General features: G+C 70.1%; 17 protein-coding genes. 7 read left to right on the top strand and 10 right to left on the bottom strand.

What is annotated here, in order from left to right:
- Nucleotides 1-329: 329 nt before the first annotated feature.
- The 5 genes from hflX to ABZ803_RS07840 all read right to left on the bottom strand — a co-directional run bounded on the left by hflX (nucleotide 330) and on the right by ABZ803_RS07840 (nucleotide 5,388).
- Nucleotides 330-1,757, bottom strand: a complete 1,428-nt coding sequence (hflX, locus tag ABZ803_RS07860; protein WP_357034371.1) for a GTPase HflX — start codon at nucleotides 1,755-1,757, stop codon at nucleotides 330-332.
- Between the two features lie 189 nt (nucleotides 1,758-1,946).
- Nucleotides 1,947-2,828, bottom strand: coding sequence for a diaminopimelate epimerase (gene dapF, locus ABZ803_RS07855; protein ID WP_357034369.1), 882 nt, complete (start codon nucleotides 2,826-2,828; stop codon nucleotides 1,947-1,949).
- A gap of 33 nt (nucleotides 2,829-2,861) precedes the next feature.
- Nucleotides 2,862-3,698, bottom strand: coding sequence for a TrmH family RNA methyltransferase (locus ABZ803_RS07850; RefSeq protein WP_357034090.1), 837 nt, complete (start codon nucleotides 3,696-3,698; stop codon nucleotides 2,862-2,864).
- Complete coding sequence (gene miaA, locus ABZ803_RS07845; RefSeq protein WP_357034088.1) at nucleotides 3,695-4,627, bottom strand: tRNA (adenosine(37)-N6)-dimethylallyltransferase MiaA; 933 nt, start codon at nucleotides 4,625-4,627, stop codon at nucleotides 3,695-3,697. The genes ABZ803_RS07850 and miaA overlap by 4 nt, the downstream gene beginning before the upstream one ends.
- Nucleotides 4,624-5,388, bottom strand: a complete 765-nt coding sequence (locus tag ABZ803_RS07840; protein WP_357034086.1) for a hypothetical protein — start codon at nucleotides 5,386-5,388, stop codon at nucleotides 4,624-4,626. Before ABZ803_RS07840 ends, miaA begins: the two co-directional genes overlap by 4 nt.
- A gap of 241 nt (nucleotides 5,389-5,629) precedes the next feature.
- Between ABZ803_RS07840 and ABZ803_RS07835 the strand changes: the two genes are divergently transcribed.
- Nucleotides 5,630-7,006 (top strand): DUF349 domain-containing protein, encoded by a 1,377-nt coding sequence (locus ABZ803_RS07835; RefSeq protein ID WP_357034084.1) that lies wholly within the window; start codon nucleotides 5,630-5,632, stop codon nucleotides 7,004-7,006.
- Nucleotides 7,007-7,069: 63 nt separating this feature from the next.
- Here the strand turns inward: ABZ803_RS07835 and ABZ803_RS07830 are convergent, their stop codons facing one another.
- Together ABZ803_RS07830 and miaB are read right to left on the bottom strand one after the other, a co-directional pair.
- Nucleotides 7,070-7,780, bottom strand: a complete 711-nt coding sequence (locus tag ABZ803_RS07830) for a hypothetical protein (RefSeq protein ID WP_357034082.1) — start codon at nucleotides 7,778-7,780, stop codon at nucleotides 7,070-7,072.
- The gene (miaB, locus tag ABZ803_RS07825) at nucleotides 7,777-9,324 is read right to left on the bottom strand and encodes a tRNA (N6-isopentenyl adenosine(37)-C2)-methylthiotransferase MiaB (RefSeq protein WP_357034081.1); all 1,548 of its coding nucleotides are present in this window, start codon (nucleotides 9,322-9,324) and stop codon (nucleotides 7,777-7,779) included. Before miaB ends, ABZ803_RS07830 begins: the two co-directional genes overlap by 4 nt.
- A gap of 258 nt (nucleotides 9,325-9,582) precedes the next feature.
- On the opposite strand from miaB, the gene ABZ803_RS07820 reads away from it, so the two are divergent.
- The 5 genes from ABZ803_RS07820 (at nucleotide 9,583) to ABZ803_RS07800 (ending at nucleotide 13,336) form a co-directional block, all read left to right on the top strand.
- Entirely contained in the window at nucleotides 9,583-10,311 is a 729-nt protein-coding gene (locus ABZ803_RS07820; protein WP_357034367.1) for an amino acid ABC transporter ATP-binding protein, read from the top strand.
- 46 nt (nucleotides 10,312-10,357) lie between these two features.
- Nucleotides 10,358-11,194 (top strand): glutamate ABC transporter substrate-binding protein, encoded by an 837-nt coding sequence (locus ABZ803_RS07815; protein ID WP_062974033.1) that lies wholly within the window; start codon nucleotides 10,358-10,360, stop codon nucleotides 11,192-11,194.
- A gap of 100 nt (nucleotides 11,195-11,294) precedes the next feature.
- Entirely contained in the window at nucleotides 11,295-11,975 is a 681-nt protein-coding gene (locus tag ABZ803_RS07810; protein ID WP_357034079.1) for an amino acid ABC transporter permease, read from the top strand.
- A 19-nt stretch (nucleotides 11,976-11,994) separates the two neighbouring features.
- Complete coding sequence (locus ABZ803_RS07805; RefSeq protein WP_357034077.1) at nucleotides 11,995-12,897, top strand: amino acid ABC transporter permease; 903 nt, start codon at nucleotides 11,995-11,997, stop codon at nucleotides 12,895-12,897.
- A 214-nt stretch (nucleotides 12,898-13,111) separates the two neighbouring features.
- Nucleotides 13,112-13,336, top strand: coding sequence for a hypothetical protein (locus ABZ803_RS07800; RefSeq protein WP_357034075.1), 225 nt, complete (start codon nucleotides 13,112-13,114; stop codon nucleotides 13,334-13,336).
- A gap of 336 nt (nucleotides 13,337-13,672) precedes the next feature.
- Here the strand turns inward: ABZ803_RS07800 and recX are convergent, their stop codons facing one another.
- From recX to ABZ803_RS07785, 3 genes are all read right to left on the bottom strand, one after another.
- Nucleotides 13,673-14,191: a recombination regulator RecX gene (gene recX, locus ABZ803_RS07795; protein ID WP_357034073.1), complete on the bottom strand. Its 519-nt coding sequence runs from the start codon at nucleotides 14,189-14,191 to the stop codon at nucleotides 13,673-13,675.
- Between the two features lie 325 nt (nucleotides 14,192-14,516).
- Nucleotides 14,517-15,560 carry a recombinase RecA gene (gene recA, locus ABZ803_RS07790; protein ID WP_040867937.1) on the bottom strand — a complete coding sequence of 348 codons (1,044 nt, stop codon included), beginning with the start codon at nucleotides 15,558-15,560 and terminating at the stop codon, nucleotides 14,517-14,519.
- A 169-nt stretch (nucleotides 15,561-15,729) separates the two neighbouring features.
- Entirely contained in the window at nucleotides 15,730-16,752 is a 1,023-nt protein-coding gene (locus tag ABZ803_RS07785) for an Lrp/AsnC family transcriptional regulator (protein ID WP_357034071.1), read from the bottom strand.
- A 98-nt stretch (nucleotides 16,753-16,850) separates the two neighbouring features.
- Between ABZ803_RS07785 and ABZ803_RS07780 the strand changes: the two genes are divergently transcribed.
- Nucleotides 16,851-18,260 (top strand): MFS transporter, encoded by a 1,410-nt coding sequence (locus ABZ803_RS07780; protein ID WP_357034069.1) that lies wholly within the window; start codon nucleotides 16,851-16,853, stop codon nucleotides 18,258-18,260.
- Nucleotides 18,261-18,267: the final 7 nt, after the last annotated feature.

Here is an 18,267-nt window from a genome sequence, read left to right as displayed (position 1 = left end):
GGATGTGCGCGTCATACCGCGACACGCCCATTTGGTCGAGCGACCAGCTCGTTCCTCCGTCCCGGCAAGCCCGTCGCGAACTCGCAAGTCATCGCCCCGCCGGGGCATCCATACCGAGGCACTCTCCCCCGCAGGAAGCCATATGGCAGCCAGGCTACCTCCGGCGGCCTACAGCGCCGGCAAGGCGGGAGTCAGCGGATCGACCCGCGCACAACTGCGGCCGGAGCGCCCCGGGCCGACGTGTGCACACATGACGAGGCACGGGAGACCACCGGCGGCGCCCCCACCACCGCCCGCTGACGCTGGACCGAGTCGCCACTCAGAGTGGCTTACTCGCCGGACTCCCCCGTGCCCGCGTGCGCGTACTCCGACAGGGCGGCCGCCAGGGCGTGCGGGACGCGCGCGTGAACGCGGGTCCCGCCTTCCTCATGGCGGGAGTCGAAGATGCGGCCGTCGGCATGGATGCGGGCGAGCAGGTCGCCGCGCGTGTACGGCAGCAGCACGCTGATCTCCACGTCCAGCCCGCCGAGCATTTCGGCGAGCCGCTCGCGCAGCGCGTCGATGCCGCGACCGGTGTGCGCGGACACGAACGACGCGTCCGGCAGCAGCGCGCGCAGGTTGGTGAGCTCGGTCGGCCCCATCGCGTCGGTCTTGTTCACCACCAGCAGTTCCGGCGGGGCGGGCGTGCCGGATTCCTTGATCACGTCCGTGATCACCTCGCGGACGGCCTTGATCTGCTCGGCCGGCAGTGCGTCGGAACCGTCCACCACGTGCAGCAGCAGATCGGCGCCGGTCACCTCCTCCAAGGTGGAACGGAACGCCTCGACCAGTTGCGTGGGCAGGTGCCGCACGAAGCCGACGGTGTCGGTGAAGACGACCTCGCGCCCGTCGTCCAGCTCCGCCCGGCGGGTGGTCGGGTCGAGGGTGGCGAACAGCGCGTCCTGGACCAGCAGGCCCGCGCCGGTGAGCTTGTTCATCAGGCTCGACTTGCCCGCGTTGGTGTAGCCGACGATCGCGACGGACGGGATGCCGCTGGAGTTGCGGCGCGCCCGCATCGTGTCGCGCGCGGTCTTCATCTCCCGGATCTCCCGGCGCAGCTTGGCCATGCGCTCGCGGATCCGACGACGGTCTGTTTCGATCTTGGTCTCACCGGGACCACGCAGACCCACGCCGCCGTTGCTGCCCGCGCGGCCACCGGCCTGCCGGGACATCGACTCGCCCCAACCGCGCAACCTGGGCAGCATGTACTCCATCTGGGCCAGCGAGACCTGCGCCTTGCCCTCCCGGGAGGTGGCGTGCTGGGCGAAGATGTCCAGGATCAACGCGGTCCGGTCGACCACCTTGACCTTGACCACCTTCTCCAGGGCGGTCAGCTGCGCCGGAGTGAGCTCGCCGTCGCAGATGACGGTGTCGGCGCCGGTCTCCAGCACGACCGAGCGCAACTCCTCGGCCTTGCCGGAGCCGATGTAGGTGGCCGGATCCGGCCGGTCGCGGCGCTGGATCAGCGCTTCGAGCACCTCGGAACCCGCGGTCTCGGCGAGCGCCGCCAGTTCGGCCATGCTCGCCTCGGCCTGCGCGGCGGTACCCGCGGTCCAGACACCGACCAGCACGACGCGCTCCAAGCGCAGCTGCCGGTACTCGACCTCGGTGATGTCGGCGAGCTCGGTGGACAGGCCCGCTACACGCCGCAGCGAGCTGCGGTCCTCCAGTTGCAGCTCGCCCACGGTGGGATCGGCCGACCAGCCGGACCGGCGCATTCGCGCGGCGTGCTCGGCGACCACGTCGCCGGTCACCGCGTCGTCGCCGGTCACGGCGTCGTCGGCCGCCTCGGCAGCGCGATCGTTCGCGTCCGCCGGAGTGAATTCATACGTCTCTGATTTCCTCATACACCATCCATGCTGCCACGACATCACCGCAGCACGCACGCGGTTATCGGCGGGCGGCGCTCACAGCCCGTCCCACCACGATCCGGCGAGGCGGCCCGCGGCCACCAGAACCGACGGCCCGCGCAGCCATGCCGAGCCGCGCTCCAGCCCGACGGTCAGCTCACCGCCGGGCACCCGAACCGTCACCCGGCCGGTGTCCGCGGCGATCCGGAAGCCGTCGGCGGCCAGCGCCGCGGCGGCCGCGGCGACGGTTCCCGTTCCGCAGGAACGGGTTTCGCCCACACCGCGCTCGTAGACCCGCATGTCGACCGAACCGTCGGCGTCCAGCGCGGTGACGATCTCGACGTTGACCCCGTGCGGGAAGAGGTCCGGATCGAAGCCGGGCGCCACGGTCAGGTCGAGCTTCCCGAGCGCGTCCGCGGACATCCCCGGATCGACGCAGGCCAGATGCGGATTGCCGACGTCGATGCCGATGCCGGGCAGCGCCCAGCCCGCGAGGGTCGCGGTGGACGCGCCGAGTTCGCGCACCGGCCCCATACCGACGGTGACATCGCCGGTGACCGAGTTCCCGGCATGCACCGTCACCGGGCGCGCGCCCGCACGGCTGCCGACGACGAAACTGTCGCGGGTCTCCAGTCCCGACACGTTCAGGTAGTGGGCGAACACGCGCACGCCGTTGCCGCACATCTCGGCGATCGAACCGTCGGCGTTGCGGTAGTCCATGAACCAATCGTCGGCGCCGATGCCGTCCGGGATCTCCGCGAGTACCCCGGCGTCCAGCAGCGCACCGGCGCGCGCGACCCGCAGCACGCCGTCAGCGCCGAGGCCGCGGCGGCGATCGCAGAGCGCGCCGACCCGCGCGGCCGTCAGCGCCAGGTCGGCACCCTGGTCCGGCAGCACCACGAAATCGTTCTGGGTGCCGTGGCCCTTGGTGAACTCGATATCCGGCACGTGCGATGTCTCCCTATCTCGTCGTCACTTGGCAAACGTCCGGCGCTGCCGGGAAATTTCGTAGAGCGCCACCGCGGCCGCCGAGGGCGCCCCCAGCGAGCTGGCCGTGCCGCCCATCGGGATGTACACCATGTCGTCGCAGGCCGATTGCCAAGCGGCGCTCATCCCGCTGGTCTCGTTGCCGACGACCAGGATGGTCGCGTCGGTGAAGTCGTAGTCGTAGGCGGCGTGCGCGGCGTGCTCGTCGGTGCCCACGATGCGGGTCGGAATGCCGCGGCGCACCTGCCGGTTGCGGAACTCCAGCACCTGCGGGGGCCCGGCGGCGCGGATCACCGGCACGGCGAACAGCGAACCGGTCGAGGCTCGTACGGCCTGCGGGTCGTACTGGTCGGCGCCGTGCCCGGTGACGATGACGCCGCAGGCCCCGAACGCGTCGGCCGAGCGGATCAGGGTGCCGAGATTGCCCGGCGAGTTGGGCCGGTCGAACACCACGACCACCGGCGCGTCCTCCCCGGGCTCACCCGGCTCGAAGGTTTCCAGCTCGGGCTGCCGCGACTCCGCGACCGCCACCAGTTCCGGTATCCCCCCGGACTTCTCGCCGAGTTCGGCCATCAGCTCGGGCACCAGGCCGACCTGCGGCACGCTGCTGGTGTCCAGCACTTCGCGCGCCCAGCCCGACAGCTCCGGGCCGCCGAGGCGGTACAACAACGTCTCCAGCGGCCAGTCGTTGGCCACGGCCTGCGTGATCGGACGCACCCCCTGCACCAGGAAACGACCATCGCGATGACGCTTGGTGCGATTGTTGAGATATGCCTGCCACACCTGGACGGAGGCGTTGCGCGTGCTCACACGTCGGGTCACTGCGGAGTCCGTTCTTTCTCTTCGAGCAGGGCCAGCGCCCTCGCGGCCGGTTCCGGCGCGGCGCCGTCCACCCACCGCACCCGAGGATCGCGCCGGAACCAGGAGCGTTGCCTGCGCACGTAGCGCCGGGTACCGATCAGGGTGCGTTCCTGAGCGTGGTTCAGGTCGTATTCGTTGTCCAGATAGGCCAGGACTTGTGCGTAGCCGATGGCGCGCCGAGCCGTGACGCCCTCGCGCAGGCCGTGCTCGATGAGGCCGCGCACCTCCTCGACCAGCCCGCCCTCGAACATCGCCGCGGTGCGCCGCTCGATGCGCTCGTCCAAGGCCGCGGTCTCCCGGTCCACACCGATGATGACGGTGCCCCAGCGCGGCGGCCCGATGGTCGGCGCCGAGGCGGCGAACGGCCGTCCGGTGAGTTCGACGACCTCGAGCGCACGCACCATGCGGCGGCCGTCGGTGGGCAGGATGGTGGCCGCGGCCACCGGATCGGCTTCGCGCAGCGCCGCGTGCACGGCCGCGACACCACGCTCGGCGAGCACCGCCTCCCAGCGCGCCCGGACGGCCGGATCGGTGGCCGGGAACTCCCACTCGTCCAGCAGCGCCTGGACGTACATCATCGAACCGCCCACGATGACGGGCACCCGGCCACGCCCCATGATCGCGACGACATCCGCGCTGGCCGCCGCCTGATAGGCGGCCACGGACGCGGTATCCGTCACGTCGAGCACGTCGAGCTGGTGATGTGGAATGCCCCGGCGCTGCGCGAGCGGCAGCTTCGCGGTGCCGATGTCCATGCCGCGGTAGAGCTGCATGGCGTCGATGTTCACGATCTCGCCACCGAGCCGTTCGGCCAGATCGAGGGCGAGATCGGATTTACCGGTGGCGGTGGGACCGACCACCGCGATCGGAGCGATGCCGGAATCGGTCACGGCGCCTCGCCTTGCGCGGGCCGCCAGATGCTCACGTGGTAACCGACCCCGAAGGGGGCATCGCAGTACCGCGTCTCGACCAGCGGGTCGGTCAGGAACAGCCCGGCCAGCACCTGGTAGGCGGCGCGTCCCGAGAGGCTCAGTTCGGCGCACAGGCCGGGATCGAGTGCCCGCAGCGCGGCGCGATCCCCCGTGCTCAGGGCGTGGTCCAGCCGGTCCTGCACCGGCCGGGCCCGTTCGTCGAGGTAACCGGGCGCCTTGGTGGACAGCGTCGCGGCGCCGTCCGCGACGACCAGCACACCGCGCGGCGCGGCATCGCCGTCCAGATCGGCGCGCAGCTTCGCCCCGGCCTCGCGGCAGTGCTCCGCCGTCGCGTCGGCGGGGACGATGCGCGCCTCGGCGGTTGCGCCCGGGGCGACCTGCCCGCGTAGCCATCCCCCGATCAGCACGGCCAACGGCAGGCCGGCATCGGCCCGCTGCGCCGCGGCGACCGCCGCGCCGGAGAGCCCGACGCGCACGTCCGCGCCGAATCCACGGAACGTGCCTGCGGTCTCCGGACCGAACGTGCTCTCACCTGCGCCGACGCCGAGCACCGTCCAGCGCTGCGCCACGGCGGCGAAGGCGCGTACGGTGTCGAGCACGGCGGACCGCAGCACCGCGCGCGGGTCCGGATCGCCCGCTCCCACCGCGTCCGCCACGCCGCCGCACAGCTCGGGGACCAGCACGGGTGGCGACGGAACGAGAGCGGCGACGGAGAACACGTCGTAACCGTAGTCGTTGCCGGGACCACCGGTACCGCCCGGCTTCGAGTGTCTCTGCCGGAAATACCGCCGGGATTGATAGTGTTCGAGGAGCTACAACCCAGGTCATCAGGGGTTGGAAACCCCCGGGATTCCTCCTCGGGAAGGCATGGGTCGATGGTCACAAGGGCTCGGACCGGGTTGAATGGGATGAGCTAGGGCGTAACCAGGCAGCCGTGACGCGCGGCAGGGACGAGGAAACATGACCGACAGCAACGGAACCGCGAAAGCCGGCCCCGGCAAGATGCCCCGTTCTTCCGGTGCCCCGAAACCGGGCCGCTCGATTCCACCGCCCAAGCCGCACGCGGTCAAACCCGCCCCGGGCCCCGCCCAGCAGCATCCCCATCCCGTCGTGGTCCCCACCGTCTCCGATCCGAGCCTGTGGGGCCGGGTCGACGAGGACGGCACCGCCTGGGTGAAGACTCCCGAGGGCGAACGCCAGGTCGGCTCGTGGCAGGCCGGTGACGCCACGGAGGGTCTGGCCCACTTCGGCCGCCGGTTCGACGACCTGGCCACCGAGGTCGCCCTGCTGGAGGCGCGGCTGGCCGCGGGTGCGGACGCGCGCAAGACGAAGGCCGCCGCCGTGGCGCTGGCCGAATCGCTGCCGACCGCCGCGGTGATCGGCGACATCGAGGGGCTGGGCCGGCGCTTGCAGGCCATCGCCGAGCACTCCGAAGAAGCCGCCGCGCACGCCAAGGAAGAGAAGGAACGCGCCCGGCACGAGCACACCGAGCGCAAGGAGGCGCTGGCCGCCGAGGCGGAGAAGATCGCCGCCGAGTCCACCCAGTGGAAGGCCGCGGGCGATCGGCTGCGCGAGATCCTCGACGAGTGGAAGTCCATCCGGGGGGTGGACCGCAAGGTGGACGACGCGTTGTGGAAGCGCTACTCCAAGGCCCGTGAGGCGTTCAACCGCCGCCGCGGCGCGCATTTCGCCGAACTGGATCGCGAACGCGCCGCCGCGAAGTCACGCAAGGAAGAACTGTGCGTGCAGGCCGAGGAGCTGTCCGGCTCCACCGAATGGGTGGCCACCGCGGGCGTCTTCCGCGATCTGCTCGCCGAGTGGAAGGCCGCCGGGCGCGCGCCACGCGAGGCCGACGAGGCGCTGTGGCGGCGCTTCAAGAGCGCGCAGGATGTCTTCTTCGCCGCCCGCAACGCCGCCGTCTCCGAGCGCGACGCCGAGTTCGAACAGCACGCGACCGCCAAAGAGGAACTGCTGAGCGCCTACGCCTTCATCGATCCGTCCGCCGATCTGGAAGCGGCCCGCAGCGCGCTGCGCGAGCTCCAGGAGAAGTGGGACGCCATCGGCAAGGTTCCGCGCGAGCGCATGCAGGAGCTGGAAGGCAAGCTGCGGGCGATCGAGAAGCGCGTGCGCGACGCCGTGGACGCGCAGTGGCGGCGCACCGACCCCGAGGCGATGGCCCGCGCCGCCCAGTTCCGCGAACGCGTGGCGCAGTTCGAGGAGCAGGCGGCGAAAGCGCAGGCCGCGGGCAACGCGCGCGACGCGGAGAAGGCGCTGGAACAGGCCAAGCAGTGGCGGGAGTGGGCCGAGGCCGCCGAAGGCGCCGTCAGCAACCGCTGAGTTCGCTCGATCGACGATTGCGGCCCTTCCCATCGGGAAGGGCCGCTCGTGCGTGCGATCAGGTCAGGAGTCGCCCATGAGGCGCCGCCGGTCGCGTTCCTCCGCGGCCGCGGCGGCGTTGCGACGCTGCTCCTCGGCGGCCAGGTGCAGCGTGGTGCGGCTCCACACCACGCGGACCCAGTGGAAGGTGAGCACGACGGTCACGATGGCGCCCAGGATCAGCCCGATGCCGGGGCCCGCGCCGATGTAGTTGCCCACGCCGGGGGTCTGGCGGTGCCAGATCGAGAGCACACCGAACACGCTTGCCACGGCACTGCCCGCGACGGCGATCCAGGCCAGCACCCAGCGGCGGGTCATCAGCGCCAGCATCGAGAACCCGATGCCGAAGACCACGAGGAACCAGACGAAGACCCGCGAGGGAAGCCCGATGTGCTCGGTCCGCGCGACGTCGGTGTTCAACAGCACGTCGAAGCCGCGCGCGGCGCCCGCGTGCGACAGGACCAGCGAGGCCAGCAGCAGGAACACCGCACCCGCCACGACCATGGCGCGGATGCCGGGATCGATCTCACCGGCGATCTTGCGCTCGACGGCGTCGAGATCGTCGCGGAACTGTTCGAAATCGCCGGTGCTCTCGACCGAGCTCACTGAGTCCTCGTTTCGTTCGTCTGCGTCGCGGCTGCCGGGCCGGTGCCGCGCCGCGGACGCGTCGTCACCGGACGGGGGAACCGCCCCGTCGCGATCGCGGGTGGCGTCGTCGTCCGGGCCGGTGGTCATGCGCCGCAGCCGGTCGAGCAACCCGCGGCCGCGGGTTCCGGGGTGGGCGCGCCGATGCGGGGCAGCCCGAGCCCCACTCCGATCGGCGCGGTCTTCGGCGTGACGCCGCGTTCGTGCGCGTCACCGGCGCGCGTGCGGCGGTGCGTCTTGATCGCGGCATCGGCGACGAGGTGGTGCGGCGCCGCGGCGGTGATGTCGACCGTGACCAGGTCGCCGGGGCGAATCGGCTCGGCGGTGCCGCCCGGCCGGAAGTGCACCAGCCTGCCGTCGCGGGCGCGGCCGCTCATGCGCGCGGTCGCGGCGTTCTTCTTGCCCGCGCCCTCGGCCACGAGCAACTCCACCTCGGTGCCGATCAGTTGCCGGTTGGCGGCCAAGGAGATCTCCTCCTGCAGCGCGATGAGGCGGTCGTAGCGCTCCTGCACTACGGCCTTGGGCAGCTGGTCGGGCATGTCCGCCGCGGGGGTACCGGGCCGCTTGGAGTACTGGAAGGTGTAGGCGCTGGTGAAACGCGCCTGCCGCACGACATCGAGGGTCTCCTGGAAATCCTCTTCGGTCTCGCCGGGGAAGCCCACGATGATGTCGGTGGTGATCGCGGCGTGCGGCATCGCGGCGCGAACCTTGTCGATGATCCCGAGGTAGCGGGCCTTGCGGTAGGAGCGGCGCATCGCCTTGAGCACCCGATCCGAGCCGGACTGCAGCGGCATGTGCAGCTGTGGGCAGATGTTGGGGGTCTCGGCCATGGCCTCGATCACGTCGTCGGTGAACTCGGCCGGGTGCGGTGAGGTGAAGCGGACCCGCTCCAGGCCGTCGATGTGCCCGCACGCGCGCAGCAGCTTGGCGAACGCGCCGCGGTCGCGCGGCTCGCTCGGGTCGGCGAACGACGCGCCGTAGGAGTTCACGTTCTGGCCGAGCAGCGTCACCTCGAGCACGCCTTGGTCCACCAGCGCCTGCACCTCGGCGAGCACGTCACCGGGGCGGCGGTCGACCTCCTTGCCGCGCAGGGCGGGCACGATGCAGAAGGTGCAGGTGTTGTTGCAGCCGACCGAGATGGAAACCCAGCCCGCGTAGGCGGATTCGCGCTTGGCGGGCAGCGAGGACGGGAACGCCTCCAGCGACTCCAGGATCTCCACCTGGGCTTCCCGGTTGTGCCGGGCCCGCTCCAGCAGCACCGGCAGCGAACCGATGTTGTGGGTGCCGAAGACCACGTCCACCCACGGAGCCTTGCGCACGACGACGTCGCGATCCTTCTGCGCCAGGCAGCCGCCGACGGCGATCTGCATGCCCGGACGGCTCGCCTTGGTCGGCGCCAGGTGACCGAGCGTGCCGTAGAGCTTGTTGTCGGCGTTCTCGCGCACCGCGCAGGTGTTGAAGACGACGAGGTCGGCCGTCGCGCCGGGCGCGGCCTTCACATATCCCGCGTCCTCCAGCAAACCCGACAAGCGTTCGGAATCGTGCACGTTCATCTGGCAGCCGAAGGTGCGGACCTCGTAACTGCGTGCTGTGCCCTCGGGGGGAGCCGACAGTGCCTTTCCGATCGAATCCACCCATCCAGGGTACGGGGCGGCCTCCGGCGGTTTTCGCGCGCATCGGCGCTGGCTCCGGGCGTCTGCCGCCGACGCCGCAGGGACTGTGAGGTTACGCGCACATGTCGAATCGGCGCGGCGAGACGGTGTGTCGCGGAAAGCCGGGCAAATCCCCGATTTTTGCCTAAGGTCATGACCATGACCGACGACGCCGCCGCTCCCGGCACGACCGGGGACGCCTCTGCCGGGGACGTCAGCGCCGCCACCAGCGCGCCGCCGATGATCTTGATGCGCAATGTGGACAAGCACTTCGGCGACCTGCACGTACTCAAGGACATCACCCTGGAGGTCCCGAAAGGGCAGGTCGTCATCGTTCTGGGCCCGTCGGGCTCTGGTAAATCGACGCTGTGCCGCACCATCAACCGGCTGGAACCGATCGACTCCGGGGACATCGCCATCGATGGTGTCGCACTGCCCGCCGAGGGCCGCGCGCTGGCCGCCCTGCGCGCCGACGTAGGCATGGTCTTCCAGTCGTTCAACCTGTTCGCGCACAAGACGATCGTCGAGAACGTCATGCTCGCGCCGGTCAAGGTCCGCAAGGTGAAGAAGGACGACGCCCGCGCCCGCGCGATGCAACTGCTCGACCGGGTCGGCATCGCCGATCAGGCCGACAAGTACCCCGCGCAGCTGTCCGGCGGGCAGCAGCAACGCGTCGCCATCGCCCGGGCGCTGGCGATGAACCCGAAGGTGATGCTGTTCGACGAGCCGACCTCCGCGCTGGACCCGGAGATGGTCAACGAAGTGCTCGAGGTGATGGTGTCGCTGGCCAAGGAGGGGATGACGATGCTGGTCGTCACCCATGAGATGGGCTTCGCGCGCCGCGCCGGGAACCGGGTGCTCTTCATGGCCGACGGCCGGGTGGTGGAGGACGCGCCGCCGGAGGCGTTCTTCACCGCCCCGAAGTCGGAGCGGGCCAAAGACTTCCTGGGCAAGATTTTGAGCCACTGATCTGCCGGACAGCGGCCAGCACCCACGGAGAGGGAGAAGGAACTCGATGAGGATCAATCGCGCTCTGCGCATCGGCGTCGGAGCGATCGCCCTGACACTCGCCGCCGCCACAGCCACCGCGTGCGGCGGCGGCGACGACAAGTCCGCCCTGGACAACGCCAAGGACGGCAAACTCACCATCGGCATCAAGTTCGATCAGCCCGGTCTGGGCCTGCGGAACAAGGACGGGTCCTACAGCGGCTTCGATATCGAGGTGGCGAAGTACGTCGCGGGGAAACTGGGCGTGCAACCGGACCAGATCACGTTCAAGGAGGCGCCGTCGCCGCAGCGTGAGACGCTGATCGAGAACGGGCAGGTCGACTACATCGTCGCCACCTACTCGATCAACGACAAGCGCAAGGACAAGGTCGACTTCGCCGGTCCGTACTACACCGCAGGGCAATCGCTGCTGGTGCGGGCCGACAACGCCGACATCAACGGCCCGGACAACCTCAAGGGCAAGAAGGTCTGCTCGGTGAAGGGCTCCACGCCGGCCCAGAACATCGAGAAGAACTTCCCCGACACCCAACTGCAGACGAACGACACCTACTCGCTCTGCCTCGAGGGCCTGCGCGCCGGCTCCTGGGACGCGGTGACCACCGACGACATCATCCTGGCCGGTTACGCCGCGCAGAGCAGCGGCGCGTTCAAGGTGGTCGGCAAGCCGTTCACCACGGAGAACTACGGCATCGGGTTGAAGAAGGGCGACAAGGAACTGCGGGACAAGATCAACGACGCCATCGAGGCGATGATCGCCGACGGCTCCTGGAAGAAGGCCTTCGATTCGACCGTCGGCGCGTCCGGCTACCAGGCCCCGCAGCCGCCGACCGTGAATCGGTACTGACCTCACCGCATACGGAGGGGTGGCCCTGGCCCCGGCCCGGCGCGGGCCACCCGCCGCACTTCCCTGACCATCGAGACCTGATCGGAGGGACGCGTCCGCCGTGTTCGACCTGATCTCGAGGTATGACGACCAAATCCTCGAAGCCTTCTGGGTGACAATCCAACTGACCGTGCTCTCCGCGGTCGGCGCGCTGATCCTGGGCACTGTCGTCGCGGGCTTGCGCGTGTCTCCCGTGCCCGTCGCCCGCTGGGTCGGCACGGCCTACGTCACCATCTTCCGCAACACCCCGCTCACGCTCATCATCGTGTTCATGTCGCTGGGTCTCTACACCACGATGGGCTGGCGCCTCGCAGGTGAGGGGCCGGACTCTCTGGCGCGGAACAACTTCCGCTTCGCGGTCGTCGGCTTGAGCATCTACACCGCCGCCTTCGTCTGCGAGTCGCTGCGCGCGGGCATCAACACCGTACCGATGGGCCAGTCCGAGGCGGGGCGCTCGCTCGGCCTCGGCTTCCTGCAGAACCTGCGGCTGGTCGTGCTGCCGCAGGCATTCCGCTCGGTCATCGCCCCCCTGGGCAGCGTTCTGATCGCGCTGACCAAGAACTCCACCATCGCCTCGGCCATCGGTGTCGCCGAAGCGGCGACGTTGATGGCGGAGATGACCGAGACCGAAGCCGCGGTGCTGGCGATCGGCGCGATCTTCGCGCTCGGCTTCGTGATCCTGACCCTGCCGACCGGCCTGTTCTTCGGCTGGCTGGCCAAGAAGTACGAGGTGGCTCGATGAGCGTCAGCGAGGCGCGGGTATGAGCGCGGGCGCTTCGGTCCTGTTCGACGCGCCGGGCCCGAAGGCGAGACTGCGCAACAACCTCTACTCGGTGCTGGTACTGGCCGTGGTGGCCGCGGCAGGCTGGCTGCTCTACCGCGGTTTCGCCGACAAGGGGCAGTTCACCGCGGAGAAGTGGAAGCCGTTCCTGGAGGCCGAGGTCTGGTCGACCTATCTGCTGCCCGGTCTGCGCGGCACGATCGTGGCCGCGCTGCTGTCCATCGTGTTCGCGTTGATCCTCGGCATGATCTTCGGCGTCCTGCGGCTGTCGGATCATCGCGTCGTGCGCTGGGTCGCGGGGGCGATCGTCGAGGTGGCGCGTGCCATCCCGGTGCTGATTCTGATGATCTTCCTGTTCGCCGTGTACTCCGAGTACGACGTGTTCAAGTCCGATGATCTCGCGCTCGCCGCGGTGGTCACCGCCTTGACCGTCTACAACGGCTCGGTCATCGCGGAGATCGTGCGAGCGGGCATCCGCTCGCTGCCGAAAGGACAGACCGAGGCGGCGGTCGCGCTCGGCATGCGCAAGAGCCAGCTGATGCGATTGATCCTGCTGCCGCAGGCGGTCACGGCGATGCTGCCCGCGCTGATCTCGCAGATGGTGGTCGCGCTGAAGGACTCGGCGCTGGGCTACCAGATCACCTACGTCGAAGTGGTGCGCTCGGGCCAGCAACTCGGCGCGGCCGAACAGAACACGATTCCGGCGCTGATCATCATCGCGATCATCATGATCGCCCTCAACAGCGCGTTGACGCTCGTTGCCACCAGGCTGGAACGACGGCTGCGGGCACGCAAACGTGGCAAGGGCGGCGGCGCCGTCGTCGCCGCGGACTCGATCATCACCGACGCGGCACCCGGCGTCGACATCGGCAAGAAGCCCTGAGCCGACCGGCGGAGTCGTTGCCGCGCAAGCGAACCGGCTACTGCGCGGCGATACCGGGCGGCACCGGTGGAGGCGCCGGGGTGTTGTGCTCGAGCTGAGCGCAACACTCGTGCACTCGGCGGCGTCCCGCCAATCTCGTAGGCATACGCCGATCCCCGGTATTCGACCGGTGGGACGGTCATCAGTGCTTCGTACCTGCGGGAGTTGATGATCGATGACCAGCCGTACCTCCGACCTACTGTTCGACGAGTCGTTCTCCTTCCCTGGCGAACTGCGCCGCGCCGGCCCCGCGCGGGTCGGCGTCTTTCTCCGGCACGCGGCCGGGGGGATGCTCGGCGCGGTCGGGGTGACCGGGATCGCCACATCCTCGGAGGACGAACGCGCCGCCGAGGCGGGTATCGAGGCCGCCGGTCCATCCGCCGACAGCGGAGCGGGGTAGACCGGCGATGCCGCAGCCGAAACCTACGCAGCGATGCACCTCCGCGGCGGCGGTACGAAGGGTGCTGACCTCGACCGCCGCGGGCCGCGCCCCGATCGGCTGTCCGAGCAGCGACAATCAGCGCAGTGATCGAAAACGCCGCAGCCGCCCCAGATTCCGCTAACCGCGGAGCGCGGCACCGAGCCGCATCTACCATCTGTATCCCGCGTATCCGACCGGCGTGGAACGCAGTTGTGAGCGGGATACGGCTTCGCGCAATGGTGCCGAGCGGCTGTCTTATCGAGTCGGTGAAGCGCGGCGCGCCATTACCGCGAGCGGCGACCAGGAGCCGGCAGCTCAGTCGACGGGCTCGTCGAGGTCGCCCTCGACCCCTCGATCGGCCAATTCGGCTTTGACCACCCGATAGGCCGTGGCCTGGCTGTATCCGCGCCGGGCGAGCATGCCGACGAGACGACGAATCATCTTGTCCCGGTCCAGGTCTCGCGGCAAGGAGCGCAATTTGCGGCGGACCAGCTCACCGGCCCGTGTCTCCTCGTCGTCGGTGGTGATGGCGTCGAGGGCGGCGGCGGCATCCGACTGCGCGACACCCTTGCGCCGGAGTTCCTGAGCGAGCGCCTGCTTGCCTTTACCGGAGAAGGCGTGGCGGGAGTGCACCCATTGCTCGGCGAAAGCGGCATCATCGATGAGGCCCACTTCGGTGAGGCGATCGAGCGCCTGTTCGCTCACCTCGGGCGAATACCCCTTGGCGGCGAGGCGCTGGGCCAGTTCGGCACGACTGCGGGCGCGGACGGCGAGCAAGCGGAGACACGCCTCCTTCGCCTGCTCGACCGTCCCGCCCTCGGATCCGGCCGCCACCGGATCCGCCGATCGGCCCTCGGGCCGGTCGGAGTCGGTCGAGGATGAGCCGGCACGCCCCCGCATGCCGTGGTGACCGCGACGGGACCCAGCCGGACGCGCCCGCTGCGGATCGGACGCGTCCGGCCGAGTTCCCATGGTGTCCGGCGCAACCGAACCACCTTCGGTACTCCGGACGAGTTCGGAATCCTGTCCGCGCGGCCGGCCACCGCTCGGCGAGCCGGAGGCGGACAGGAGTTCTTCCAGCCGACGCCGCATGTTCTGCACGACGTCGGCCCCCGGGTCGGCCGAAGACGCCCCGGGTGAGCGGCGGCGGTTCGTCGGCTCAGAAATCGGCGGGCACCTCCGCGGCCGCGTCGGCCGTCACGTCGGCGCCGATGCCGAGCTTCTCCTTGATCTTCTTCTCGATCTCGTCGCGGACGTCGATGTTCTCCAGCAGGAACTTGCGGGCGTTCTCCTTGCCCTGACCGAGCTGATCGCCCTCGTAGGTGTACCAGGAGCCGGACTTGCGGATGAAGCCCTGCTCGACGCCCATGTCGATGAGCGAGCCCTCCTTGGAGATGCCGTGCCCGTAGAGGATGTCGAACTCGGCCTGCTTGAACGGCGGGGAGACCTTGTTCTTCACGACCTTCACGCGGGTGCGGTTGCCCACCGCGTCGCTACCGTCCTTGAGCGTCTCGATGCGGCGCACATCCAGGCGCACCGACGCGTAGAACTTCAGCGCCTTACCGCCGGTGGTGGTCTCCGGCGAGCCGAACATCACGCCGATCTTCTCGCGCAGCTGGTTGATGAAGATCGCGGTGGTGCCGGAATTGTTCAGCGCGCTGGTCATCTTGCGCAGCGCCTGGCTCATCAGACGCGCCTGCAGACCGACGTGGCTGTCGCCCATCTCGCCCTCGATCTCGGCGCGCGGCACCAACGCGGCCACCGAGTCGATGACGATGATGTCGATGGCGCCGGAGCGCACCAGCATGTCGGCGATCTCCAGCGCCTGCTCACCGGTGTCGGGCTGGGAGACCAGCAGCGCGTCGGTGTCGACGCCCAGCTTGCGGGCGTAGTCCGGATCGAGCGCGTGCTCGGCGTCGATGAACGCCGCCACCCCGCCCGCCGCCTGCGCGTTGGCCACCGCGTGCAACGCCACGGTGGTCTTACCCGAGGATTCCGGACCGTAGATCTCGACGACGCGGCCGCGCGGCAGGCCGCCGATGCCCAGCGCCACGTCGAGCGCGATGGAGCCGGTGGGGATCACCGAGATGGGCTGGCGCGCCTCCTCGCCCAGGCGCATGACGGCGCCCTTGCCGAAGCTCTTCTCCACCTGGGCCAGCGCGAGTTCGAGCGCCTTGTCCCGGTCGTACGCCTGTGGTGCCATGTCCTGATCCCCTTTTCGACGGGTGAGTCTCGTTCTGTGGTTGGCGCCTACAGTAGAGCCCGGCACCGACAAGTTCTGGCGACCAGACTAGACGAACAGGTGTTCGAGTCAAGTGACGCGCCCGGCACCCTCCGCACCGCCGGCGCCGTCCTCGGCAAACGCCGTGCGATCAGGGCATCAGCGCGATCCGGTCGGTGTCCAGCAGCGTCTGCGCCTGCTTGAGTACGCGCAGCGACGGCGTCACCTCGAGGCCGGTGATCCCGTCCAGCGCGCCGAGCCGCCCGGTCACGTACCGGTAGAGGTCCGCGGTGTCGCGGCAGATGATCGAGGCGAACATATTGGACGGCCCGGTGGTGGCGGCGACGAAGACGATCTCCGGATGGGTCGCCATCGCGTGCCCCACCGCGTCCAGATCGGCGGGACGCACGCGCAGCCACAGCGCGCCGCGTACCCCGTAGCCCATCCGCTCGATCGCGAAATCGACGTCGAAGTACAGCACTCCCGCCGCCGTCAGCTCGGCCATCCGCCGCGCGACCCGCGGCGCGGTCCACCCGGTTTCGGCGGCGAGTCGGGCGTACGGAGCGCGCCCGTCCCGGCCGAGCAGCGCGAGCATCGCCTCGTCGGCCGCGGACAAATCCACCGGCGTCTCCGGCCCCGCGTCCGCGGGCCGGGGCCGGGCGGCGCCGAGCTCGTCGAGCTGGGCGGCGGTCAGCAGGTGCCGATGGCGCGGCCACTCCTCGTCGAGCGGAAAACGGTGGATGACCTCGTGCGCGGTCAGTTCCAGCACTTGCGGGGCGCGCGGCAGGATGTGCAGCAGCAGCGCGTCGCGCCGCTGGATCGAACGCGGCCTGCCCACACAGGTCACCTCGGAACCGGTGGACAGCAGTGTCACCCAGCTCAGGTCCGGGAACCGCGCCAGCGCTTCGGCCAGCCGCAGCGCTTTGTCCGGCGTCGATCTCAGGCGCAGCACCCAGCGCGCTTGTCCGAGCGGCACCGCGTTCACCTGCCCGGACACGTGCAGGATGCCGCGCTGACGCAGCGCGCGATAGCGCCGCGCCACCGTCTGCTCGGAGACCCCGAGGATGCCGCCGAGCCGGGCGAACGGGATCCGGGCATCGTGCACCAGCGCCTGCATGATCTGTTTGTCCAGGACATCCAATTCGGAGGATTCCGTCGAGGTTTCGTCGAACACTGGAAGAATCTAACGTCCGCGCCCGGGTGGCTAGGGGTATCTCTCCGAATACCGCACGCTTGGCGTCGAAATCATTCGAATCCGCCGTGGAGGCTCCCGTGAGGAAATGGCTCCCCTTGTTCGCCGCGTGCCTCGGCACGCTGATGCTGCTGATCGACGTCACCATCGTGAACGTCGCCCTGCCCGACATCGCCGCCGATCTGGACACCGGATTGTCCGGCTTGCAGTGGGTGGTGGACGGCTATGCCTTGGCATTGGCGGCATTGCTCCTGGTGCTGGGCTCGCTCGCCGACCGGGCCGGTGCGAAGCGCGCGTACCTGGCCGGACTGGTCGTCTTCGCGGTCGCGTCGCTCGGCTGCGGCGTCGCCGGCTCCGCGGCGGTCCTCGTCGCGGCGCGGGCGCTGCAAGGTGTCGGCGGCGCGGCCATGTTCGCCACCACGCTGTCGCTGCTGCACGCCACCTACACCGGCCGCGACCGCGGCGTCGCCTTCGGCGTCTGGGGCGCGGTGTCCGGAGCGGCGGCGGGAATCGGCGTGGTGCTCGGCGGGGTCCTCACCGAGGCGCTGTCGTGGCGTTGGATCTTCTTCGTCAACCTGCCCATCGCCGTGCTGGCGATCGGCCTGACCGCCACGGTGTTCCCACCCTCCCCGCGGCGGATCGACCGAGTGGTGGATGTGCGGGGCATGCTGTCGTTCGCGACCGCCGCGACGGCGGTCACCTACGGCGTCATCCGCGGTGGCGAGCACGGCTGGACCGACACGGCCGCGGTGATCGCGTTCGCCGTCGGCGCCGCGGCGGCGCTGGTCTTCGGTTTCGTCGAGGCGCGCGGTGCCGCCCCGATGTTCCCCCTGGCGCTGCTGCGCAACCGCGACTTCGCCGCGACCCTGTTCGGCGCGTCCGGGCAGACGTTCGCCGCGTTCGCGAGCAGCCCCCTGATCTCGCTGTGGCTGCAGCAGCAACTGCACATGTCACCACTGCACGCGGGCCTGGCGATGCTTCCGATGGCCGCCACCGCGTTCGTGGTGGCGGGCGCGTTCGGCCGGCTGCTGCACGATGTCGCACCGAAGTGGACCATCGGAGCGGGGTTGGTAGTGGTCGGCCTGGGTGCCTGGCTGCTCATGCTCGTCGGCCCCGAGTCCTCCTGGCTCGCCTTGATCCCCGGCTTCGTGGTGATCGGCCTCGGGATCGGCGTCAACGCGCCCGCCCTGGTGTCGGTCGGCATGGCGGCCGTCGCCCCGGAGCAGGCCGGCACGGCCGCGGGGGCGGTGAACACCGCGCGGCAACTGGGCTTGGCCCTCGGCGTCGCGGTACTCGGCACCGTGTTCCGCGGTGTGGCGACCGCCGAGCAGCCGATGACGTTGTCGCGCTTCGTCGCCGGGCTCGACGCGGCGTTCGGCGTCGCGGCCGCGGTGGGCGTCGGATTCGGGCTGGTCGCCTTCGCCCTGTTCCACCGGCAGCGCGCGGACGCCGAGCCATCCGAGGCCCAGCGGCAGGCCGTCGCCGCCTGACCACGAA

It is taken from the genome of Nocardia sp. NPDC047648 (genome assembly GCF_040642815.1).
Taxonomy (GTDB): Bacteria; Actinomycetota; Actinomycetes; order Mycobacteriales; family Mycobacteriaceae; genus Nocardia; species Nocardia gamkensis.
The sequence above is the reverse complement of the archived record's forward strand: the minus strand, read 5'-3'. Positions and strand labels throughout refer to the sequence as shown.